The organism is Paenibacillus sp. 2KB_20 (genome assembly GCF_052115765.1).
GTDB lineage: Bacteria > Bacillota > Bacilli > Paenibacillales > Paenibacillaceae > Paenibacillus_AQ.
Window position 1 is genome coordinate 24,944 of the sequence record NZ_JBFRHH010000018.1, and the last position, 22,836, is coordinate 47,779.

Sequence of the window (22,836 nt, forward strand, 5' to 3'; positions counted from 1 at the left end):
CGATTACGCGACTTTGTTGATCGATATCATTCCTTCTGCTTTTACATGGATCGAAATAATACAATTCATCCTCGTGATCGTGACCATAGCGTTACGGCTTATTCATTCAACCATTCACGGTTATGCGGTTCTTATCTAATCTCTGCACCTTAAGCTGCAATCTAAGCGCATTCGCAACAACAAGCACGGAGCTTGCCGCCATGCCGATGCAAGCGATGCGTGGATCCAAATAACCACATGCAGCCAATGGCACGGAAATGGCGTTATACAGCAGAGCAAATAGCAAATTCTGGTGGACATTCCGCATCGTTTGGCGGCTCCATGTATACGCATCGATTATGTTGAAAAGCTTGTTTCCGATCAGCACGATGTCGCCGGCCTGTTTAGCCGCATCCGCTCCCCCGCCCATCGCCATGCCGACATCTGCCACAGCCAGCGCAGCTGCATCGTTTATGCCATCGCCAATCATGGCAACGGAACGTCCTTGATGTTGAAGCTCGCGAATGAATGCCAGCTTGTCTTCAGGAAGCATGCCTGCACGCATCTGATCGATCCCTGCCGCGGCCGCCACCGCCACGGCGGCCTGTTCCTCATCTCCGGTTACCATCCACACATCGGCTCTTCGCTTTAACTCCTGTACAATCTTCCGGGCATCTTTTCTTAGCTTGTCAATCAATACAAGCGATCCGATGCACTTCCCGTTCACGGCGACATAAAGCCTTGTATAGCCAGGTTTATCTGGTGGAATTTCCAGTTGTATGCCCTGCTCCAGCAGCCATTTCCGATTTCCCACGCATATGTGCTCTCCTTTGACATAGCCTTCCATCCCTTTCCCAACCCGCTCTTGGAATTTTTGTGCTTCCAAAAGTGGGGAATGTTTGTCTTGGGCGGCTCGTACGATGGCTTGTGCTAACGGGTGAGCGGACCGAGAAGCCAGCGCTGCCGACATGGATAGCGCGTAGGCAGCGTTGCTGCCGTTCGCAGTGTGAATCGCTGTGAGTTGAGGTCTTCCTTCCGTCAACGTGCCTGTCTTATCCAACAATACAACATCGGTTCTACGCAACCCCTCTAGAGACCGGCCGTCTTTGAATAGAACGCCTCTTTGGGCAGACGATCCGGTTGCGATCAGGATGGATACCGGCGTAGCCAAACCAAGCGCACAGGGACAGGCGATCAGTAAAACAGACAGCGCGTGGCGCATCGCCGTTTCGGATGCATCGGGAGCCTGGGAAAACCAGAGCCATCCCGCATAAGTAAGTGCAGCACAACCGATCATCACGGGAACAAATATCCCCGCTATACGGTCAACGGCTAACTGAATGGCCGGTTTCCCCTGTTGTGCAGACTCGATAAGCCCAATCATTTGAGATAGACGGGTTTCGCCATGATTCTTATCAACCACGATGTCCAAACGTCCGACCAGACAACGCGTTCCGGCGTAAACTCGATCCCTCATGCCTTTGGCCACCGCTGTGCTTTCACCTGTCAGCATAGATTCATCGGCATCCGCCGATCCCGACTGAACAAAGCCGTCAATGGAAATCCATTCTCCATGGTTCACTCGGATCCGGTCCCCGATCTGCACTTGATCCGCAGAAATCCATTCTTCCCCATGACTGCGGACGACTCGAACCCGTTTAACCTGAAGCTCATATAATGCACTAAGTTGTTTCAACGCTCTACCCTTGGCCATGGTCTCAAGCCACTTGCCCAGGAGTACCGCTGTCATCACCATCGCAATCGTATCAAAATAAAGCGTTGGATGCGCTAGACTGTGCCTGGATTCAAACATGACATAGTGGCTGTAGAAATAAGCCACCGAGGTGCTTAACGCAACAAGGGTATCCATGTTTGCTGTACGATGGATCATAGCCTGGTAAGCTCCGTAATAGAAAGGAAATCCGACGCCAAACTGAAGCAACGTAGCGAGCACCCATTGAAATACAGGCTCCATCAGCAAATCCGGCGTCCATTGTGCAGGCCAATCGGCAACATGGGCCATCATCGCCCATAGGAGTGGGACGGATAAACCAGCGGCGATGATGAACCGAATGCGATAAGCCCCCGTCTCCAACTCGATCCCTGCCTGCGGATGCGACAGCCTGTCGATCGCTCCATAGCCAAGCTTTTCGATTTTCTCCAAGATCGTGTCTAATCCAATCTGCGTCGGTTCATAATGAATCGTGGCTTGAGATAAGGCGAGGCTGACACGGGCAGATTGAACGCCTTCCACTTTCCGAAGAACTTTTTCGATCCGGGCTGCACAAGCTGTGCAAGTCATGCCCGTCACATGGATTTGATGCAGCTTCACAACGGTTCCTCCCCACTCTCTGCTTATTTCTGCTTTCGCTTGTCCATACATTGTATGAAAATACACGTAACATCAGAATGGTTAAGAAGAGCCATCTATCGCGGTTTTTGCCTGAAAGCAATGTGCAGTAATCATAAAAGCTCCGTAGCGGAGAGGACGAATCGATTCCGGACAAGCGACAGCGATGGGAGGAACGATTCGTACATGGAGCGTCTTCTAACAGCAAGAAGGGGGCCTTCCGCAAGATCTAAGATCTTTTAGAACAGCCCCTTCATACGCGTAGATATTCTTGTTCTTTTAACATCATCAATTTGTAAGATTATATTTAGTCGATGATCGCCGGGATGATGTGTTCTTTAATTAGAGTCCATCGATCCTGAGGATTGACGGTAAATGCCGATGCAATGGCGACAACCAAGTCTTTTTGGGGAATGCAGCAAATGATATTGCCGCCATCGCCTACTGCCGAGAATGCAGATACCCGATCCTCGTCCCGCAGCCACCACAGATATCCATAATGGTTAGAATTCATTGCCGTTGATTGGTCAATCCATGCCCCCGATATAATCGGTTGATTGTCCCATGTGCCGCGGTTCAGATAAAGAAAGCCAAAACGAGCCATATCTCGAGGACTTAACGTAAGCCCCCACCCTCCAGTAGAGTTACCGGCCGGGTCTTTGACCCATCCCCTGACGTCTTTTCCGAATAAATCATCAAATCCGAATGAGCTCATGTCATAATCCGGAATTTCGTTCATGCCGATTGGTTTAAACAAGTGTTCGTTAGCAAACGCGCGGGCGCTTGTTCCCGTGCTCCGAGTTATGATCGCTGAAAGGAGATGCACCCCTGCAGTAGAATACTTAAATGCTCCCAGGCTTCCACCGATGCCCAGCATATCCAGCGTATAATGTACCCAATCTGATTGCATGCACAGTTTGTCCAAGGGTTCGTGCCAGTCCTCAAATGGATAAGGCGCGGTCATCGTGAGAAGATGGCGTATCGTAATTTCTTGTTTTAGTCGATAGGCAGTCTCTTGTTCATATTCAGGAAAAAAATCCAGCACCTTCTGTCTACATGTTGAATATAACCTGCATCTATAGCAATGCCTATAAGTGCGGAAATGATACTTTTCGTAACCGATGCAACGTGGTGCCTATCCTCCGGACCATATCCATGATCATATTTTTCATACACGATAGCTCCATTTCTAACCATGACAATACCATTCATTTCGGGATATTCGGTTTTGATCAATGAATCCAGCCCAGATAGCTTGTCAGCGTCCATTCCCATGGTCGCCGGGGCTAGGGTGTGCCATGCTGTCGTCGGCCAGTAGTTTCTTTTCATTATAAATACCTCGCAGAATTCGTTATTCAAGCCGTATGGTATATGTACATCCTTATTTCTTCGCCACGGGAAAATACACCTCGGTAACCATTTCCTCGGCAGTCAAGGCCTGATACGGGTCGGTTACATAGACTTCATAGGGTGATTGAGTCAATGCATATCCTTCATTCTCTACCCATTCTCTCAGCTTGGCATATACCGATGTCAAATTAGAATAAGCCCCCTTTAAAACAGATCTCGCACAAAGGCCCCCGCACAAATCTCTCGTTCCCTTTACAGCCTCCTTGATCGGGAGAGCAAACTCTGTGTCATTGCCTGCAGGATTAAATTCCGGGCTGTGATATATCGTCATGGGCGTTCCAACCAAGGTGAGTTTCTCCCTAGCAATCTTTTCATATAACCTGCTGTAATACCTGCCGTATCCTACAGCATAGTCATCACTGCTCATTATCTGACGCATGTAAAGGATATTCATAGACCCCGTTTCAACAAGCTGTACTTCAATATCATCCAGGTATGACATCAGGTCTATGCCCTGCTCCAGATTCAAGATATCCTGGTTCATTTGCTTTAGGGTATATTCATATGCGTTTAACTTCTCATGAATTTCCCGACGTTTGCGATTAAGGGCGAGGCGAAGCTTCTCTTCGGATTGATCCGCTTCACCTTCTAGAATCTCTTTGATTTCTTCAAGCGAAAAATGATAGGACTTCAAACGGTTGATATAGAGCATTGTCTTTAATTGACTGATGGAATAATAGCGATAACCGTTTTCCGAATTGATCTGATCCGGATGAATTAACCCAATTTCATCGTAATATCGAAGCGTCTTTGTAGATACTTCGCATACTTTGGAGAATTCTCCGATCGACAGCAAAGGTGCACCTCTTTTCTGGTTTCGGATCTTGGTTCAAGATCACTATACACCTTGCCCTAAGGGCAAAGTCTACAGCAAATTATGAGGAGGGGTTGGGTCTGCCAGTCCCACTATAAATGAGGAGTACCTTCCGGAATTGTACCGGTGTTAAGCCAATGTTCCACTACCCGATTAAACAGCGCCGGATCGGCAAGCGGTATGCCGTGCCCAACACCGGGAAAGATGATCCCGTCAGAGCTTTCGCTCAGCTGCACGAGATCCTCAGCCGATTTCTTAACACTGCCTCTCTCCTTCTCCCCAACCGTCACCAATAGCTTCGTTGTTGATTCTTGAATCCTTGGAGAGATTGAATAGGACATATTCTCCTTCAGCACCGAAACCAATAGCTCCCGCTTCATACGCAGAGTTTCCGTGTAATACTGTTCAAAATCAACCTCATTCACGTACAGCGCGCTTGCCTGCCATCTGGAAAACCATCTGTATCTTGTTAACGGGAAGCTTAATCGAACAGAAGGTTCAATCAGCTTAAGCGCTGCCGGCATCGGCCTAAGCAATGCGCTGTTTACAATGGCATAATCAATAAGGCTCGGTCGTTGACACATCATCTCCACGAGAATTTGCGCCCCTAGTGAAAAGCCGAAAACAACAATCTCTCGTCCGTCAGCTTTAGTTGAAATCAGCTCGTTAAGCTGCTCCGCGGTGCGGCTTATGGAAAAAGGCGGTTTGCCGGGGCTGCGCCCATGTCCGGGCAAGTCAGGAATCAGGCAGAAGCTGTCTTCAAAATAGGTAAGCTGTTTGTTCCACATCCAGCCGCTCACACCACCGCCATGTAAAAATACGATCATCCTTGCTGCTTGCTTGTTTCCGCTCTCCTTGATGTATAGATTCAGTCTCCTCATCCCCTGTCATATATATGTTTATACCATTATAAAATAAAAAGTATATATAATGATAGCTTTATGTCTGATATAACTACAATAATTATACTTTAATTTAATCTAAAGTATAAAACAATGTGATTTCTTCTCAGATATTCAATCTCCCTAGACCAAAGTCGAGGCCAGGCTCCTTCCAAAGAGCCAGCTGAAACTCATTCTGCGGACCGTTCTTCCTTCTACCTCCATCGACTACCATTAAGTGGAAATGTAATATGATTGACAAGGAGAGGAACCCATGAAGCCAAATAAACAAAGCAAATCTAGAACCATTCGTGTACTGACAGCCTCCGTGCTGTCCGCTAGCCTGCTGGCTTTCCCTGCCGATATCTTTGCCGATACGGCAAAAACCGCCTCAGGTACAATCGCAACACAGCATGCGGGAACACCGATACTGAGCTCCAAAGAAGTCAAGGCGTTCACCGATGCCTATTTTGCCAAGCCTCATGTTTCGGACATGCTGGCTGGTGCGCTTGTTGTGATTGTAAAAGACGACAAGGTGCTGTTGAATACGGGCTACGGCTATGCCGACCTTGAATCCAAGAAAAAGATTGATCCTGATCGAACCTTGTTCCGCATGGCCTCGATATCCAAATCGATAACCGCGACGGCGATCATGCAACTGGTAGAGGAGGGAAAAATCGACCTGAAGCAAGACATAACCGATTATATGCCAGATGTTAAAATCACCAACAACACCGGGACGCCCGTCACCGTTGAGCATTTATTGACCCATACGACAGGCTTTGACTATACGGACAGCTCCTCGGTTCCGCCGCATATCGTTCAGAAGGGCGAGGTTCCGCTCGCCGACTTTATCCGGTTCAATGCGCCAGCTGTGGTTCGCACGCCCGGGGAGGTTTACCGGTATGATAATCTGGCCTCCTCCATGCAGGGCTACATTGTCGAGCGGGTATCAGGGGAACCGTTTGAGGATTATGTAAAAAAGCATATTTTCACCCCGCTAAAAATGGAACACGCTGCATTTCGGATGGATGATGAAATCATCGCGAACCTTGCCACAGGCTACAATGCCGAACGTCATCCGTATAAGCCATATCCGAACATACCTACTATCGCGCCGGAAGGCGGCATGTTTGCCAGCGGTACCGATATGGCCAATTTCATTACCGCCCACCTAAACAAAGGCCAGTTTGGATCTTCCCGCATCCTGAAGGAAGAAACGATGCGCTTGATGCATCAGACGCATTATGATGCAGCCGGCCTTCCGTTGATGTCATACGGTTTCGAGTCGTTTATGCACAGCAGCCACAACGGCCAAACCCTGATTGGCAAAGGTGGCGATTTGGATGGCTATCATTCCTGGCTTTGGCTCCTTCCCGACCAGAATGTCGGAGCCATGATTGTTGTTAACAGTGACGCGAGCACATCGATCCGAGCCGAATTTTTCACCGCATTCATGGATCATTTTTATCCGAAGAAACAGGTTCAGGAGAATGACTTCCTGCTCAATCAGGAGCAGCTCAAGAAATTCGAGGGCATATTCAGGAGCTTAAGAACACCGATTATCGCCACACAGGTGAAGGCTGGCCAAGGTGAGTTATTGGTCTTGGATGCATTGGGCGAACATAAACTCACGCCGGTGGGTCCGCTGCGTTTCGTGGATGAGAACGGTACGCCGGCCGCCTTCAAGGAAGATGATAACGGCAATGTGGCGTATATGTATTACACGGCGATAGACAGCATGTCCGAGAAGCTCGAGGAGCCTGCTGCTTACAACGACGTCCCGGAAGGGAGTCCTTATGCCAAGGATATCTACTTTGTTCAGTCCCTCAAGGCTTTTGACGAGAATGAGCAATCCAGCTTCCGACCGAATGAACCGATCACGCGGGCAGAGTTTGTCAGCGCGATCAGCCGACTGGCCGGGATGAAGCCTAGCGAAGGCACGAATTCATTTAAGGATATGCAAGGGCACCCACTCGCTGGTTATGTGCAGAATGTCGCGGACATGGGGGGCGTCACCGGCACGCCGACCCAGAACTTTGAACCCGATCAGCCAATCACGCGCCAAGAGGCTGCTGCTATAATATGGCGTGTGGCACACAACGCGCTTGGCGCCAAGGCGGTTCCAGCTAAACTCAGCTCAAAACCGGCTGCCTGGGCAGATGAAGCCGTACAGTTCATGGTCGGATCCGGGATGCATGGACCCGAGGTGACAAAAGACGCAAACGGGGCCGCGGATTACCGGCCGTCCGATAAACTTCTGCGTAAGGAAGCTGCCGCCATTTATGCCAGACTGATTCAACAGGCTTTTGGTTTTTAATTTGGCCTGATATGGACATTCTTGTCTTAGCAGGATATCGCATATAAAACGGAATAATAAGCACAAGGCAGAAGGGGTGTGTCCCGCCAGACCTAAGATCTTGCGAGAGGCCCTCTTCTTGCTGTTAGAAGACGCTCCATGTGCGAATCGTTCCTACCATCGTTGTTGCCCCCATCTGCCAATGGATTTGGAGGAAGATATCCCCGAGGACCATCTGGTTCGCGTCGTCAATGAAGCCATCAACCGTTTGGACGACCGAATCTTTGTGAGTGCCTATAAAAGGAAACGACGGAAAGTGGATATGAAATACGGAAGCGGCTCGATCGAAGCGAAATCTGCGAAGGTTGTCCGCTCAAAAAAACATGTACGATAGCCCAAGGCACCGAGGAAATCACCGTAAGCCTCAAGTATCTTCGTTACAAGCAGCAAGCAAGGGAGAAACTTCGAAGCGAGGAGGGTCATGCGTTGTCGGTTCGGCGAATGGTCGAACCGGAAAGTGTGTTTGGTCAGATCAAAAATAACCTAGGATTCCGGCGATTTCTGCTTCGGGGCTTGCATAAAGTGAGCCTGGAGGGCAGATGACTTTCGCTTGCCCATAATTTGCTCAAGAAGGCGGCCAAATATCAAAATAGAAGCCATAGCGGTGTGGGAATAACATCCTGTGCACCGCCATGGCTTTATTTGACACACTTTCTGTTTATGAGAGCCGTACGTCAAGCGACTAAATCTACTGTTGGGACGGCCCCTTCTCGTCATATCATTTAATCTATTGTGATCTGATTTATTCCAGCTTGAAGTTTCCAGAGCCTGTGCGAACCTTCAGCACTGCGTCGCCGCTGCCGAACGTTCCCTTCAGCCTGCCTTCGTCTTTTACCTCATATCGTATTCCGTCCCACTGTATGTTCCCATTACCGGACTTCCCTTGATAATCAACTTCCAGAGAGGAAGGCTCTTGAACCAGATCGATGGTCACGTTCCCGCTTCCAGCTTGCAGGTCGGTATCATAGATTAACCGCTCCGACTCCAGGCGTATGTTTCCTGAGCCCGCCTTTCCTTGGACGGCCGACTCCCCGTCCTTCAGTTCAACATAGCCGCTTCCATTTTTGAAGTTCAGCGTTGTGGCATGATAGCGTTCCGCCGATATATTTCCAGATCCTGACTCTAACGCTAACGACTCGGCTTCAATCTCTTTAGCCTTGAGATTACCACTGCCCGTATGCACCGTCAGCGAGCCGGCCTTCACATCCTGAACATTAACATTTCCGCTGCTTGCCTTGATCGTGACCTCATCTCCATGCATACTACCGATCTCGAGATTGCCGCTTCCACTTTCAATGTTTGCAGCTGCCCATTGCTTTTCCGGAAGCTCCACCGATAAATCGATATCCAGTATACGTATGCCAAACTGAATACCGTCAGGAACATCGACCCCGATCACCAGCGTATCGCCGTTTGGCTCGACCTTCAATTTCACTTGGTCTACATTTTTCGAGCTTACCTTTCCGTTCAGTCGAACCTTAATCTCGTCTGAATTTCCCTTAGTGACTTCAATGTCAGTGCTTCCAGTCTGTAGGGTCAAATCCCGAAAATCATCAGCGGCCACTATTTTCTCTTCATTAATTTTCTTGGTGTCAAAGGAAAATCCGAATTGAACATCCGAAAAAATGTTCATCGGGTTCATCGTAAAGAACAGCAGCAGTACGCCGGCCACTACGATCAATATACCTGTTTTCTTTTGCATAATGTGTTTTCATTCCTTCCGTCGTCCCTTTTTGTCTCTCTCTTCGCCGAATCCTGATGTCTTATTCAGTATATCATCCATTTAGAGACTTGATCATTGGTCCCGCGAATGAGATGGGAACCTCGACCTAAGTCCAGTATCGCTCACCTGCGGATTGGAACGCAAAAACAGCCAGTCCGTACCCGGCTGGCTGTTCTCGTCTCTACCCCAACGCCACATCAAGAATCATCATTAATACGAAACCGAACATTAAACTCATGGACGCTAAATCCTTGTTGCCTTTTTCTTGCGAGCTTGGAATGACCTCTTCGGCTACAACGAAAATCATAGCACCGGCCGCAAAACTCAATGCATAAGGCAGCATGGGTTCTATAAAGGCGACGGCTACTGCGCCGATTACCGCGGCAACCGGTTCCACCATACCCGAGAACTGTCCATAGAAAAAGCTCTTTCGCTGAGACATTCCGTCGCCTCGTAGGGGCATGGAAACTGCAACGCCCTCCGGGAAGTTTTGAATGCCGATTCCCAGAGCCAGCGTCAGAGCGCCTACCAGTGATGCTTCAGTCCCTCCATTAGCAAGTGCGCCAAATGCGATCCCGACCGCTAACCCTTCTGGAATGTTGTGAAGGGTAATTGCGAGTACCAGTAGAGTACTCCGTTTTCTGACTTTTGGATTATATCCTTCCGCTCCTCCGATCGGAGAATTGGGATGTAGATGGGGTAATACCTTATCGATTCCCCATATAAAGATTCCGCCTAATAAAAATCCGAAGGCAGCCGGAAACCAGTTCCCGATCGCATTGCCTTCTGACATCTCGATGGCTGGAGCCAATAAGGACCAGTAACTGGCCGCAATCATGACACCCCCAGCAAAACCCAACATACTATCCAGCAGGCGCTGGTTCAATGTTTTTGTAAAAAAAACAACAGCCGCCCCTAACGCCGTCATTCCCCAAGTAAACAAGGTGGCTAGTAATGCTTGGATAATGGGATTAAAATTCATAAAAAAATCTACCATTAAACAAGGACTCCTTTTATGAAAATAATATGATACAGATAATATCTCCTAATATAGACCTTACATACATTTAGCGATTATCCAGAGAGTGATCTAGAGTTTATGTACCCGCGGGAGATCGTTTTAATGCAGTCAGTGCAAATTATTATATATCATAAAATGCAATTATGGTTGTTATTTATTTTCTGCAACTCTACAATTTACAATCTACTATTTCCTCCGCAACACTCACCTTTTGGTAAGTACCTGTACTAAAAGTGCATACTTACATCATCGCAGTAATCAATCTATACTCAAGAACATAAATCATGCTCTTAAGGAGGACAAATCTTTGAAAACTCTTGTTATCGTTACACACCCAAGTCTGGAAACCTCGGTCATAAATAAACGCTGGGTCGAAGAACTCCAAAAATATCCGGAGCAGTATACTGTTCACGAATTGCATAAGGTTTACCCTGATGGAAACATGGATGTACAAAAAGAACAGCAGCTCATTGAATCGCATAGCAATCTTATTTTACAATTTCCAATTTATTGGTTTAATTGCCCGCCCCTCCTCAAAAAATGGCTTGACGAGGTTTTCGCTTACGGGTGGGCTTACGGTTCAAATGGAGGCGATAAGTTAAAGAAACGCAAAGTTGGATTATCGGTTTCGGCTGGCATAAAAAAAGAAGATTATCGGGAAGACGGAAGGTATCGCTACACGCTTGCACAGATACTAGCACCTTTTGAGACGACCTTCCTCTACTGCGATGCAGATTATCGTTCGTTCTTTGCGTTTTACGGGCAAGAGGCTGCTCCTGGCGGTAATGCGCCTGACATGGACCTATCGCCTCCTCTTAGCGCATTGGATACAAGTGCACAAGATTATTTAAAGTTTATAGATAACCTGTGATGCGTTAACTAAATGAAGCCGTTAAAAAAAGAAGTATTTCCTTGTTCAGGAAATACTTCTTTGAATATAACAAAACCTCATGCTTCCAGCTGCACAGCTTCCAGCGCCGGCGGACTGTTTTGCTCTCCCCACTCGCACATCATATGTAACACAGGAATGAGGGAGAGTCCGCGTTCCGACAAAGTGTATTCGACTTTGGGAGGGACCTGGGGATATTCCGTGCGAACGATTAGCTCATCTGCCTCCAGCTCCTTTAACATGACGCTTAACGTCTTAAAGGATATGGAACCAATGCTTCGCTTCAGCTCATTATGCCGCATAACCTTATTTTCAGACAGCCAATACAAGATGATCATTTTATATTTACCGCCGATCAAGGATAACGTATAACCAAAGCCGGTGTCTTGTGGTTTCACGCCAGTCGGAACACAGGTTTCAGTTTCGCGCATAAGTCACACTCTCCTTCTAATCTGTTCCATTTATCATGTACTGATCATCTTAACATAAAAACAGTACTGGATCGCAAGGAGATGTATAGAACGACGAATCCCGCTGTCATGGTGATTATCCGGCCCAAACGTCTTTTACGTATTGTCCCGACGCTTCCAGCCCGGATAGCCAGGCGGCAGCTTCTTCTGCATTCACGCCATGTCGGTCCTGATAGGAACGGGTCAGCGTTTGTTCCACCTCCGGCGCCATCCGGGAGCCGTCGCCGCAAATGTACATTTGCGCTCCTGCCTCTAGCAGTGACAGCAATAACGCTCCGTCTTGTGTCATTAAATGCTGGACATAGCATTTCTCCACACCGTCTACCCTCGAAAAAGCCGTATGCAGGGTGACCAGACCTTCTCTCTCTGCCTGCTCAAACTCCTCGCGGTAAAGATAGTCTTGCTCCGGATTCCGACAGCCGAAGTACAGATGCGCAGCACCCAGCTTCTGCCCCGCCTCTCGAAGCGCTTGTCTTGCCTGGATGAATCCCCTGAACGGAGCCACACCCGTGCCCGGTCCGATCATGATGATTGGCGTTGCCGGATCCTCCGGCAGCGCAAAGCCCGACTCTGGCGAACGAATGAACATCAGAACCTCCGCCCCCGTCTCCAATTGTTCCAAATAGTTGGAAGCCACGCCCCTGTATTCACCTTGGCCGCTCAAAGCACTGCCCCGAACGACACTGACCGTAATGCTTGCCGTATTCCGGCTAACCTTCGGAGAGCTGGAAATCGAATAATATCTCGGCTTCAATGGAGGCAGGAGCTCGAGAAACCGTTCAAACGACAGCTCGCAGGCTTCATACCGCTCCAGCAGATCGAGCATGGTGATCCGTTTGGCCCGCACTTCAGCCTGATAGGTATCTTCCGAAAGCAGCTCTTGAAGCTCTTTCACATGCGGCGGACATACCGTACTAGCGGCCATCTCCCGAATCTGCGCTCTTGTGGCCGGCTCCTGCAGCTCCACGCTGCGGGACAGCAGGTCGTCCAGACGGACAGGAATGCCTGTCGGCAAATGCGCACCGCTTCTTCCTTCAGCAGACAAGATAAGGTGTGCCCCCGCGTCCAGTTTGAATCTTCGGAGAACTCGCTGAACCAGCGTCTTCGGATTGACCGGAAGCACTCCCAGATGATCTCCTTCACGATAATCCGTTCCGGCCGGCAGCGAGATTTCGATATGCTGCGTGATCCTTCCGCTGTCCGCATGCTGCAGATTGCGGGTGTGAGCAACGCGCCCGGTTACAGCCTGGTAGGTTTCTGCCAGAGGCACGGCGGCCGCTCCCTGCACGAACTGGACAGACAAGGTACTGCGCTTCAGCTCATTGACGGACTTCAGAGGTAGACCTAGCGATTGCATCAGATCCGGCCATAAATGCTCTGTCCATTCATCGACTTCACGCTCAAAGTCGCCGCTGGCATCACTCTCGCCGCGCGTGAGCAATCGCTGAGCCCCTTTGACAGCAAGCTGTTCGTCTATCAAACGAGGAATCCACTGATAGGTGCTTGCCCAGTTGTGATCCCCGCAGCCGAATACGGCATATCGCACACCCTGGATTTCTGATTCATCGGCATTCTCCAGCCATTCCGTAAATACTTTTGCATTGGAAGGCGGCTGTCCGTTGTACGAGGCGGTTACAATGATGACGGCACCTTCCTTCGGAAGCCTTCCGGCATAATCGTCCAACGTACCTACCTGGCTGTCGAACCCTTGGTGCTTCGCAGTATCCGCCACCTCTCGGGCAATTCCCTCTGCCGTGCCCAAGTTAGACCCGTATAAAGCGAGCAGCGGTGTATGATGGGCATTGGTCGCCGTTTTATCTGGCGACTTGGCGAATTCCCGCTTCTCCAACTCGGGTGACACCGCCTTACCTGCTCCCGGAACCAAGAGTGCGGCCCCCTCTTGACGGCTTCGAACTCGAATATGAAACCCTTCCGGCTTCAAAGTGAGGGTTTCCTTAACCTTCAACTCATACGACTGGTTTTCGATCAATTTAAAATATTTGAGCACCAAACCAAGCACCAAGGTTGCCTCCTGCAGCGCAAACTGCTGCCCGATACATGCGCGTTGTCCGTTGCCAAACGGTTTGTAAGCGTCATGCGGCACCTTGCTGGGATCTTCGAAACGCTCCGGTCTGAACGTCTCCACGTCGTCTCCCCACACGCGGGAGTCTCGATGCAGTCCCGGAATCAGGACCGTTACGCTATCCCCCTTCTTGATCGGATAGGTTCCTCCGATCTCCGTATCTTCCTTCGCATATAACGAAAAAGCAGGTGCCGTTGGCCATAAGCGCAGCGACTCGCTGAGAACCATGCGGACGTATTTGAGCTCCCGAACCTGATTGTAAGTCGGCACGGGATCTTTCAGAACGCGGTCTACCTCGCTTACCGCTTTTTGCAATGTATCCGGATTTTTCAGCAAAAAATAAATGGCAAAGGATAGCAATCCGCTTGTCGTCTCATGCCCCGCGATAAGAAACGTAATCATCTGATATCGGATATTCTCCGAATCCAGGCGCTCGCCTGTATCCGGATCGACACCTTCCAGCATATGCGCAAGCAAGTCCCCTTCTTCGCCGCCATACTTTTTGCGATCTTGAATAAGCTCATCAACGAGCGAGAACATGTCCTGAACATCTTCCTGAAACTGCCGCTTCTTTTTAATCATAAACTTGTCTTGTATGCCCAGACGGTGCAGCTGGTTCATGCCTTCATCGAGAGCCCGCACCATGCTGTCGATAAACGGATGATTGTCTTCCCGGTAGAAGCTGTTAAACCGGTAATTAAATCCGCACAGGCCGATGGTATCCAGCGTCAGGCGCGTCATGTCAGCAGGAACGTCCACGGTTTCGTCGGGGTTGAGCCGAGCCCATTTCTGGATAAGCTGCATAGCGATATCGACCATTTTCGTATGGTAGCCTTGCATCGCACGCTGGCTAAAGCTGGAGAGCAGGATGTTATGTGCTTTTTTCCAGTTGGGCTCATGTGTAGCGCTCGTAAACAATCCGTCACCTGCAAAAGTACGGACATTCTGAAGCGGCGCCCAGATACGTTTGTCAAAACGCTTCTCGTCACACGCGTCCTTGACATATTCGTGGCCGGAGACATACAGCTCCCTGCGTCCGCCCGGATACTGAAATTGAAATATCGGTCCGAGTTCCGAGGCGACCTTCACAAGCGATTGGACCGGAGCTGCGGAATCCAGCAGAGGCAGATTGCCCAGCGGTCCGTAAGTTTTAGGTTGAGGTACTTGCTTCGTATCTGACATTCGATCTCCCTCCATGATCCATTGTTTCTTTAGAATGCGTCCCTTTGTTGGGACTGGTGAATCCCTATACAGTACTCACTGACCAATATCGTAATACGGTCATTTCAACATAAAAAAGGAGGATTGACGGCTGTATCGTTAGTTTCTACTTAACATGGCTGTCTTATCCTAGCCTATACCCTATCACGATATGTATCTCCAGCATATCAGCCGTAGGTCCTTTAGGACTATAAAACCAAATAAAATATCACCCTCCGACAAAAGCAATGTATTGAGTCATTGATTTTCTTTGCGAAGGAAAATTTTCAGTAAATGTTCACAGAATTATCTACCGTATAACAGGCTTTGACTACAATCTCCTCAACAACAAAAAGCCGCGAATTTCGCGGCTTTCAATATATCCAATATTCAATTGGGGTTTTCACTCCGTCCACATATGTTCACATGATCCACTTAACAGGAGATCCCCCCGCGAAATGCGTGCTCCGATCAGATTAACCGCCTTGCCTCAACTCTCTTCGATCGCTGTACGAACATCATATTGATAAATGTCGATATCCAGCGGCATTCCAAGCGCCATCTTTGCAAGTTGGCTTCCGATAAATGGCCCCATCGTTAGTCCGGACGCGCCCAGCCCGTTTGCCGTAATAAGGCCTTCCCAGCCAGGGACAGCACCTATAACCGGGAGAAATCCGGGTGTGAACGGACGAAACCCGACTCGTACTTCCTCAAATGTGCTGTCAGCCAAACCAGGCGCTAAGGCCAATCCTTTATTCAGGATTTCCTGCATACCGCCGGGTGTTACTCTTGTATCGTAGCCATTGACTTCATTTTCGTGAGTCGCTCCGATCACAATCTTCTGGTCATCAAAAGAGAGCAAATATTGATCCGAAGGCGGCATGACGACCGGCCAGGCACCTGTATCTTGCTGGTCAGCCGCCTGCACATGCATGATTTGCGCTTTTTGAAAACGCACCTGAAAGTCAATGCCTAATGGCTGAAGCAGTTGATTAGCCCATGCACCGGCACAAACAATGACTTCATCAGCCTCGAAGCTATCAGCTCCGACAGCTGCTCCGGTTACACGATTTGTTTGATATACCAATGCGGCATCCCCGTTTATAAGCTGGGCCCCGTTCCTCTGTGCAGACCGGATCAGCGCATCGCGCAGCGCACGACCGTCAATACGTGCGGCACCGCTAATATGAACGGAATGATAGCCTTCACCGAGCAAAGGAAAATGCTCATGGGTTTCTTCCTCATTCAGCCGGGTAATCTCACCGATTTCCGGGGCATCTGTTTTCCGAATATGAGCCCGTTCCTCCATCTTGCGGATTTTATCCAAATCCTCATGAATGCTAAGAGCGCCGACTTGGGCGTAGCCTGTTTCTGTCTCGCCTTCGCTGATGAGTTCTTTCACTAACTCAGGATAAAAACGCGCGCCCGCCTTGGCTAATTGGTACCACGCTTGATTCCGCCTTTGCGATAGCCAGGGGCAGATAATGCCTGCCGCGGCATCCGTAGCCTGTCCTTTATCTTTGCGGTCTATAATAAGAACTTCCGCTCCCATTTTTGCTAACTGATAAGCAGTCGATGCCCCTAGTATTCCCGATCCAATGACGATCACTTTCTTCATGCATGACATCCCTTTCCTTCAATCACTGTATCCATTATAGCGAATGCAGGAAAAAAGTATAACGCCCACCATCTAAGCGTTATACCAAAGAATACACAAAAAAGCCGCCAAATAGGCGACTTCACATCCATCCGATCTATGGTTGATCTGATCGGTTATTATTTTTCCATGACAGCAAAATAGTTTTCTTCATAATCCGCAAAGTTGAACACTCTGCCGGAAGGCAAATTCACCACTTCGCCGACGGTGATATTATGGCTGGTTAAATGGCTGTGCAACGCATCGAAATTTTCCGTGAAAAACATTAAAGAAGGTGTGCCCAAATTCATCCCAGGCGACATTTTGGCTACGAGCTCCTTGTCATGAAGAATGATGCTCGTTTCGGCTTCCTTCGTTGGAGCAATTTCAATCCATCTCATTTCACCGTTATTCTCTTCAGCTATGACTTGAAATCCTACCATTTCAGTCCAAAACTTCACGGCTTGATCCTGATTATTCACATACACCATAATTTGACCAACTTTACTAATCATCGATTGTTACACTCCTCGCCTAATTAACTGTTAAAACCAGCTTGTTTCTATTATTGTCTTTTCTCTTCAGATCTTAACATGCCAGATGCACTTATATTTCTTATCAATTGCGAATTTATATTAAATTACGGTTTATTTTTTTACGAGCTCGATTTCGGATGTAACCCGATTATTGAGAAACCGCTTCATCGGATTTATGGAACTCGGGCATATGCGAAAGGTTGAAGGCACTTCAGCTCTTTTGGAGGATGGAATCGCCACGCCGTTTTGACCGGCTACTGGAAGGGTTAGGTTTACTGGATGAACGTCTTAGTTGATATCACAACGAAATGTAAAAAAGCTGCCGCTAACTAATTAGCGGACAGCTTTTTTTGTAATTTCCTATTAAGGAACATATTCTAGCTAATTGATACTCCCATTCCTTCTTTGGGATAACGATCTTATTGTTTCTTATGTTACTTGATGGCCATCAAGTTCAACGAACTTCGTTGCCACATTCTCGCAAAATGCACGATCATGCTCCACGAACAGAAGCGTCGGTGCATACTCGAGCAATAACTCTTCGATCTGCATGCGAGAGATCACATCGATAAAATTAAGCGGTTCATCCCACACATACAAATGAGCATGCTCACTAAGGCTTTTAGCGATCAGCACCTTCTTCTTCTGTCCCCCGCTATAAGTCGAAATATCCTTTTCAAACTGAAGTCTGGAGAAATCGAGCTTTCGCAATATGGATTTAAACAGGCTTTCATCAATCCCGCTGCTTATGGCATAATCCGTCAAGCTGCCTTGCAGGTAGGACGTGTCCTGAGATACATAGGATATCTTAAGCTGGCTATCCCTGTTGAACTGGCCTGTGTATTGCATCTCTTCTCCGCATATCAGCTTAAGGATACTGGATTTTCCAGAACCGTTTTTGCCCGAGAGGGCAACTCGGTCCCCTTTTTCAATCGTAAAACTCAAGTTTTCACACACCGTCTTGGAGCCGTATGAAATGGAGACATCCTCCAGCTGGACCAGTTGTTTTTTGTGATAATCCAGTTGGAACATCTGCAAATTCTCGGAGCTCTCGATATTTTTAAGGAGCTTCGATTTTTCCTCTATGGCGGAATGCTGTCGCTGCTCTAGGTTTTTGGAGCGCTTCATCATCTTAGCTGCCTTGTGGCCAATATAGCCTTTATCTACTTTGGAGCCTGAATTTCTGGTGCCGTTCTTCGATTTCTCCACCTGATCCGACCAATTCCCCGTCCTTCTTGCAGAATCGGTTAAACGTTTAATATCTTTCCTCAGCTTCTCGTCACTCGCAAGCTCAAATTGATCCTGTCTCTTTTTATTTTCCCACCATGCGGAAAAATTGCCTTTTTGGATCTCGATATTGGTTTTATTGATGGACAGGATGTGGTCTACGCAATGATCCAAGAATGATCGATCGTGCGACACCAGAATAAATCCGCTTTTCTTGCTGAGGTAGTCGCTGACTAATTTTCTCGCATGCATATCCAGGTGATTGGTCGGTTCGTCAATCAAGAGGAAGCGATTTTCCTTGATAAACAACGCAGCCAGCATCACTTTGGTCTGTTCTCCGCTTGATAATGAGACAAAAGGCCGGTACAGGACATCTTCCGAAACCTTTAACAAGTTAAGTTCGCGCACGATTTGCCAATGAACATACTCCGGATAGATCTCCTCGATGATGTCCAGAGTGAGATACTCCTTGTTCTCGACATGGTAAGGGAAATATTCGAAGCTCACGGAGGCCGAGATATTCCCGCTGTATTCATACTTGCCTAGCAGCAGATTGAGAAACGTGGTTTTCCCCCTGCCGTTTCTTCCGGTAAATCCCAATTTCCAATCGGTATCGATTTGAAAGCTCACTTGTTCGAATATCGGATCAAAACTGCTCTCATAAGCAAACGAAAGGTTTGAAACTTGGATTAATGACATTTTCATCATTCCTCTACGGTAAAATTTCAGAACGAAAAAAAGCGCAAAAACACCAGAACCCGGTGCTTTCTACGCTTATCTTTGCCAACTATACCATAAAGAAACAAGCGACGATCAAGCTATCGCTAAACTTGCCTGCATATAAGTATAGAAGGATAAAGTTCCGGTATCTGATTGGTTATGGTGTGAACCTTGTCTAATGCTTCCTAGTATCGACAGGTTCACATGAACATCTACAACATCTAATTCAGTCATCGCTTTATCCCTCCTTCATTCGATCCCGTTATTGTGCGAATATTATAAACTTAACATGAATGCCACCTATTGGTCAATCTGTATATGGCAAGCGGCGTATCGCCTACGTTTCCGTAAAAAAGATACAACTTAACGATCTTGCGCATTTCACTAGTTGCTGATAGGATATTTCGAGTGGTAGATGAAATGCCGCCTACATTTTGGATTGAAAAGCAGGTGACTTATTATGAATTTATTAAAAGAGTTTAAAACCTTTGCGCTTAAGGGTAATGTGCTCGATTTAGCCATTGGGGTTATCATTGGTGCTGCTTTCGGCAAAATCGTATCCTCCTTGGTGAGCGATATCATTATGCCGGTGATTGGATTGATGCTTGGTGGAGTGGATCTATCAGGGCTAAAGGCGACGATCGGGGATGCAACCCTGACGTATGGAGTATTTCTTCAAACGGTCGTGGACTTCCTGATCGTCTCCTTCTCGATCTTCATGTTCATCCGTACACTGAACCGCTTCAAACGCAAAGAAGATACTAAAGCTGAAGAACCACCGGCTCCATCGAAGGAAGAACTGTTGTTGACTGAAATTCGCGATTTGCTGAAACAACAAAATAAGGCTTCCGAATAATAATAGGGTACCGATCTAGAGAGTGTGTTTTCGATATGAGAACATACTCTCTTTTTTTTGCCTTCCTCCAGGTCCTCGCATGGGAATAACAAACGCCCGTCATATCGTTCTATTCATGTTCTATTGACAGATCATGCTAAATAGAATTATAATTCACACTAAACCTAGTAAAATAGTATAGTTTATAATATAGAGACAGAGCACCCACGCCGTATGGGGCTGTCCTAAAAAAGGGAGATGTGCTATATGCCAAGTGTTCAAACGTTCAAAGCAACGGCCCATTTGCAAGAAGGGGTAAAAGTTGTTACTAATGTAAGGCAGTTCGAGTTAGTTATCGATGAGCCGAAAAGCCTTGGAGGTACGGATACCGGAATGAACCCCGTTGAAGCTCTGCTGGCCTCCCTGGGGGCATGCCAATCGATAGTGGCCCGTGTTTATGCTCCAAAATTCGATGTGATCCTTGAAGATTTCAGAGTTGATGTAGAAGGCGACCTTGACCTGGATGGATTCTTTAATCGCTCTGACGTACGCCCTGGATACTCCGATATTCGGTACACGTTCTACATCAAGACCCCTTCGTCCCCCGAGAATGTTGAGCAGTTTGTTGAATTTCTGGAGAGTAAATGCCCTGTGGGCGATACGATAGCGGCGCCAGTAAATGTGAAGCTAAATCGCATCGTCATTGAGAACGAAGTGGCTCATTCTTAATTAATCTACATATAAGGGCTGCCACGTTGCACCAAGCAACTTAGCAGCCCTTAATTTTTCATCGTTATGAAAGGCACTCATCCGGATATCATTAAGCGACGTATTGTCCATGGATAAATGTATTATTTCTTGTAAACGGCATAAAGGAAACGGCAGTAACCGATCTCAGCCGCATTTTTCATCAGTTCCAGATTTAGCCAGGCTGCCAATTCATGAAAAGGCTTATCCGCGAAAGGCCATAACGTTCGTTCCGTAGAAAGGAACGCTTCGTCCGTCAAAGCCGACATTTCACGTTTCCACTCGCTGCTCAATTCATTTATTCTATGTCTAGTCTCTTGGATGTTACCCATAGAATGGATGTCTTCACGGGCCAATGCCCCGCTGCCGAACGAATGATTCAGTACCATAGACCACCAGTATGTGATATGCCATGTCAGCCAAGATATATTCGGCGGGCCAATCTCGTAATCCTCGGATTCCGGCCATTCCGCTAGCCAGATTCCAGATTCACGGTAAACGTGGAGTCCCTTCGAAGCAGGTCGCCAATGAAACTCCTCATCTTGAAGCCCCGTGAGATGCAAGTCGAGCAACTGCCAAGCGATTTGGAACTGGAAATCAAGAGTACTTCGAATGACTCCGGTCGGATCAGGTGAATACTGTCGATCCTCCATTACGCCCCTCCATTCATCGAAATAATAAACGTTATTTAAATATGTCTATCTATTTATAAACATAATAAAACATCATCTATCCAATGTCAACGGAAGTTCGTTAAATAACAATACAAAAAAGCCGCAATCCTGCGGCTTTTATCTGGAACCTATACCCGATGCGGATAACCGGGTAGCTTTTACGACATAGGATGCCAATCCTGGAATCATCCGGGCGATGCCTGGATAGAAGCGATTGGTTTTGGCGAAAGCCAGGTTCTGAATTCTCCTTGCTCTTCTGAGAAGCTCCGTAAAAGTACGATTGGCTTCAAGTGTATACTGATTTCGCCAATGTTCGAAGTTTATTTCTCCCTTTAAATAGGAGTCGGTCCAACGAGCGCATATCAGCGAGGACCGAAGAGCAACCGACATCCCGTCCCCGCACAGCGGTGGGAGCATCAGCATGGCATCGCCGATGTGAGGATATTCCGACCATGGATGCGGTGTATGGGATAAACGAAGAGGGGCAATCGATACCTGGGTTCCCGGAACAGGCTCCCCTTCAGCCATTCGTTCGGCCAACCTTTTGTTCGTGCGTGAAGCGGCTCGGAGAATTTCAGGCACCGATTTGCCGCTGCCCTGCACTGAATTCAAGGTCAGCAACGCAGCCACATTAACCGTCCCATTTTCAATCGGCGAGATTCCGACATAACCCCCTTCGCAAAAATACAGCTCAACCCGGGAAGGTATCGTAATGCCGCTAAAATGCGATTTTACGCCGACATATACGGTATCATCCCGATACTCCTCGGCAGGGGAAACGCCGCGCGGCCTTTTCGTACCGTATGCACCAATGACGGCCCTTGCCTCATATCGAACGCGCTCTTTCCCTTGCCTTACATCGACTTCATACCGATGATCACCGAGCTTCTGAATATCGGTCACGGTTGTTCCCGTGACAACTTCCGCTCCCGCGGCCAGTACATTCTCATGTAGGAGGCGATCCAGCTCATAGCGGCTGATGCCTGTGGCCTGTCCCGGTAACGGAGCGGTAATTTCACCGCCGTGTGACATCACGATTTTGGCATGATCCATGGAACTAGGCTCAATCTCTTCGCCCAATAGATGGACCCCCAAATAATCCAGCATCTCTTTGGTCTCCGGAGACATGAATTCACCGCAGGTTTTGTGTCGTGGAAATGATTGCCGATCCAGCAATATCGTACGATACCCTTGCTTTGCAAGCTGTAGTGCACAGCTGGTACCGGCTACACCAGCTCCGATAACAATAACATCCGCTTGCTTTGACATATATGACCACCTG

General features: G+C 48.0%; 18 protein-coding genes and 2 pseudogenes. 6 read left to right on the forward strand and 14 right to left on the reverse strand.

Annotated features, from left to right (window positions below; genetic code table 11):
- Positions 1 to 106: 106 nt before the first annotated feature.
- The 4 genes and pseudogenes from AB4124_RS30320 to AB4124_RS30335 form a co-directional block, all read right to left on the reverse strand.
- Positions 107 to 2,311: a heavy metal translocating P-type ATPase gene (locus AB4124_RS30320; RefSeq protein WP_441975134.1), complete on the reverse strand. Its 2,205-nt coding sequence runs from the start codon at positions 2,309 to 2,311 to the stop codon at positions 107 to 109.
- A 325-nt stretch (positions 2,312 to 2,636) separates the two neighbouring features.
- Positions 2,637 to 3,658, reverse strand: a pseudogene (locus AB4124_RS30325) (serine hydrolase domain-containing protein).
- A gap of 52 nt (positions 3,659 to 3,710) precedes the next feature.
- Complete coding sequence (locus AB4124_RS30330) at positions 3,711 to 4,535, reverse strand: MerR family transcriptional regulator (protein ID WP_441975135.1); 825 nt, start codon at positions 4,533 to 4,535, stop codon at positions 3,711 to 3,713.
- A gap of 110 nt (positions 4,536 to 4,645) precedes the next feature.
- Complete coding sequence (locus tag AB4124_RS30335) at positions 4,646 to 5,380, reverse strand: alpha/beta fold hydrolase (protein WP_441975136.1); 735 nt, start codon at positions 5,378 to 5,380, stop codon at positions 4,646 to 4,648.
- A 328-nt stretch (positions 5,381 to 5,708) separates the two neighbouring features.
- On the opposite strand from AB4124_RS30335, the gene AB4124_RS30340 reads away from it, so the two are divergent.
- From AB4124_RS30340 to AB4124_RS30350, 3 genes and pseudogenes are all read left to right on the forward strand, one after another.
- Complete coding sequence (locus AB4124_RS30340) at positions 5,709 to 7,754, forward strand: serine hydrolase (protein WP_441975137.1); 2,046 nt, start codon at positions 5,709 to 5,711, stop codon at positions 7,752 to 7,754.
- A 118-nt stretch (positions 7,755 to 7,872) separates the two neighbouring features.
- Complete coding sequence (locus AB4124_RS30345) at positions 7,873 to 8,127, forward strand: hypothetical protein (RefSeq protein ID WP_441975138.1); 255 nt, start codon at positions 7,873 to 7,875, stop codon at positions 8,125 to 8,127.
- Positions 8,034 to 8,336: pseudogene (locus AB4124_RS30350) on the forward strand (transposase); the annotation flags it as partial. The gene AB4124_RS30345 and the pseudogene AB4124_RS30350, both read left to right, overlap by 94 nt.
- 199 nt (positions 8,337 to 8,535) lie before the next feature.
- Here AB4124_RS30350 and AB4124_RS30355 read toward each other — a convergent pair.
- Entirely contained in the window at positions 8,536 to 9,495 is a 960-nt protein-coding gene (locus AB4124_RS30355) for a DUF4097 family beta strand repeat-containing protein (RefSeq protein WP_441975139.1), read from the reverse strand.
- 202 nt (positions 9,496 to 9,697) lie between these two features.
- Complete coding sequence (locus AB4124_RS30360) at positions 9,698 to 10,513, reverse strand: ZIP family metal transporter (RefSeq protein ID WP_339273047.1); 816 nt, start codon at positions 10,511 to 10,513, stop codon at positions 9,698 to 9,700.
- 331 nt (positions 10,514 to 10,844) lie between these two features.
- Between AB4124_RS30360 and AB4124_RS30365 the strand changes: the two genes are divergently transcribed.
- Positions 10,845 to 11,408, forward strand: coding sequence for an NAD(P)H-dependent oxidoreductase (locus AB4124_RS30365; RefSeq protein ID WP_441975140.1), 564 nt, complete (start codon positions 10,845 to 10,847; stop codon positions 11,406 to 11,408).
- 77 nt (positions 11,409 to 11,485) lie between these two features.
- Here AB4124_RS30365 and AB4124_RS30370 read toward each other — a convergent pair whose 3' ends face one another.
- The 6 genes from AB4124_RS30370 to AB4124_RS30395 all read right to left on the reverse strand — a co-directional run bounded on the left by AB4124_RS30370 (position 11,486) and on the right by AB4124_RS30395 (position 19,532).
- Positions 11,486 to 11,857: a winged helix-turn-helix transcriptional regulator gene (locus AB4124_RS30370; RefSeq protein WP_213647220.1), complete on the reverse strand. Its 372-nt coding sequence runs from the start codon at positions 11,855 to 11,857 to the stop codon at positions 11,486 to 11,488.
- A gap of 115 nt (positions 11,858 to 11,972) precedes the next feature.
- Positions 11,973 to 15,161 (reverse strand): bifunctional cytochrome P450/NADPH--P450 reductase, encoded by a 3,189-nt coding sequence (locus tag AB4124_RS30375; RefSeq protein WP_441975141.1) that lies wholly within the window; start codon positions 15,159 to 15,161, stop codon positions 11,973 to 11,975.
- 508 nt (positions 15,162 to 15,669) lie between these two features.
- A complete protein-coding gene (locus AB4124_RS30380; RefSeq protein WP_441975142.1) occupies positions 15,670 to 16,797 on the reverse strand; it encodes an NAD(P)/FAD-dependent oxidoreductase in 1,128 nt (375 codons plus the stop codon).
- A gap of 158 nt (positions 16,798 to 16,955) precedes the next feature.
- Entirely contained in the window at positions 16,956 to 17,330 is a 375-nt protein-coding gene (locus AB4124_RS30385; protein ID WP_430107450.1) for a VOC family protein, read from the reverse strand.
- A 450-nt stretch (positions 17,331 to 17,780) separates the two neighbouring features.
- Positions 17,781 to 19,277 carry an Lsa family ABC-F type ribosomal protection protein gene (locus tag AB4124_RS30390; RefSeq protein WP_441975143.1) on the reverse strand — a complete coding sequence of 499 codons (1,497 nt, stop codon included), beginning with the start codon at positions 19,275 to 19,277 and terminating at the stop codon, positions 17,781 to 17,783.
- A gap of 114 nt (positions 19,278 to 19,391) precedes the next feature.
- Positions 19,392 to 19,532, reverse strand: a complete 141-nt coding sequence (locus AB4124_RS30395; protein ID WP_179090642.1) for a hypothetical protein — start codon at positions 19,530 to 19,532, stop codon at positions 19,392 to 19,394.
- A 226-nt stretch (positions 19,533 to 19,758) separates the two neighbouring features.
- Here AB4124_RS30395 and mscL point away from each other — a divergent pair, with 226 nt between their 5' ends.
- Together mscL and AB4124_RS30405 are read left to right on the forward strand one after the other, a co-directional pair.
- Positions 19,759 to 20,154, forward strand: a complete 396-nt coding sequence (gene mscL / locus AB4124_RS30400) for a large conductance mechanosensitive channel protein MscL (RefSeq protein WP_076323299.1) — start codon at positions 19,759 to 19,761, stop codon at positions 20,152 to 20,154.
- 246 nt (positions 20,155 to 20,400) lie between these two features.
- The gene (locus AB4124_RS30405) at positions 20,401 to 20,862 is read left to right on the forward strand and encodes an OsmC family protein (RefSeq protein WP_339273026.1); all 462 of its coding nucleotides are present in this window, start codon (positions 20,401 to 20,403) and stop codon (positions 20,860 to 20,862) included.
- 122 nt (positions 20,863 to 20,984) lie between these two features.
- Here AB4124_RS30405 and AB4124_RS30410 read toward each other — a convergent pair whose 3' ends face one another.
- Positions 20,985 to 21,533 carry a DinB family protein gene (locus AB4124_RS30410; protein ID WP_441975144.1) on the reverse strand — a complete coding sequence of 183 codons (549 nt, stop codon included), beginning with the start codon at positions 21,531 to 21,533 and terminating at the stop codon, positions 20,985 to 20,987.
- 138 nt (positions 21,534 to 21,671) lie between these two features.
- On the reverse strand, positions 21,672 to 22,823 hold the full coding sequence (locus tag AB4124_RS30415) for an NAD(P)/FAD-dependent oxidoreductase (protein ID WP_441975145.1): 1,152 nt from the start codon (positions 22,821 to 22,823) through the stop codon (positions 21,672 to 21,674).
- Positions 22,824 to 22,836 lie beyond the last annotated feature (13 nt).

Bases quoted from the DNA above. Each gene is read 5' to 3' on its own strand.
- AB4124_RS30335 (WP_441975136.1), bottom strand. From the start codon at position 5,380: ATGATCGTATTTTTACATGGCGGTGGTGTGAGCGGCTGGATGTGGAAC.
- AB4124_RS30340 (WP_441975137.1), top strand. From the start codon at position 5,709: ATGAAGCCAAATAAACAAAGCAAATCTAGAACCATTCGTGTACTGACA.
- AB4124_RS30355 (WP_441975139.1), bottom strand. From the start codon at position 9,495: ATGCAAAAGAAAACAGGTATATTGATCGTAGTGGCCGGCGTACTGCTG.
- AB4124_RS30360 (WP_339273047.1), bottom strand. From the start codon at position 10,513: ATGGTAGATTTTTTTATGAATTTTAATCCCATTATCCAAGCATTACTA.
- AB4124_RS30370 (WP_213647220.1), bottom strand. From the start codon at position 11,857: ATGCGCGAAACTGAAACCTGTGTTCCGACTGGCGTGAAACCACAAGAC.
- AB4124_RS30375 (WP_441975141.1), bottom strand. From the start codon at position 15,161: ATGTCAGATACGAAGCAAGTACCTCAACCTAAAACTTACGGACCGCTG.
- AB4124_RS30380 (WP_441975142.1), bottom strand. From the start codon at position 16,797: ATGAAGAAAGTGATCGTCATTGGATCGGGAATACTAGGGGCATCGACT.
- AB4124_RS30385 (WP_430107450.1), bottom strand. From the start codon at position 17,330: ATGATTAGTAAAGTTGGTCAAATTATGGTGTATGTGAATAATCAGGAT.
- AB4124_RS30390 (WP_441975143.1), bottom strand. From the start codon at position 19,277: ATGTCATTAATCCAAGTTTCAAACCTTTCGTTTGCTTATGAGAGCAGT.
- AB4124_RS30395 (WP_179090642.1), bottom strand. From the start codon at position 19,532: ATGACTGAATTAGATGTTGTAGATGTTCATGTGAACCTGTCGATACTA.
- mscL (WP_076323299.1), top strand. From the start codon at position 19,759: ATGAATTTATTAAAAGAGTTTAAAACCTTTGCGCTTAAGGGTAATGTG.
- AB4124_RS30405 (WP_339273026.1), top strand. From the start codon at position 20,401: ATGCCAAGTGTTCAAACGTTCAAAGCAACGGCCCATTTGCAAGAAGGG.
- AB4124_RS30410 (WP_441975144.1), bottom strand. From the start codon at position 21,533: ATGGAGGATCGACAGTATTCACCTGATCCGACCGGAGTCATTCGAAGT.
- AB4124_RS30415 (WP_441975145.1), bottom strand. From the start codon at position 22,823: ATGTCAAAGCAAGCGGATGTTATTGTTATCGGAGCTGGTGTAGCCGGT.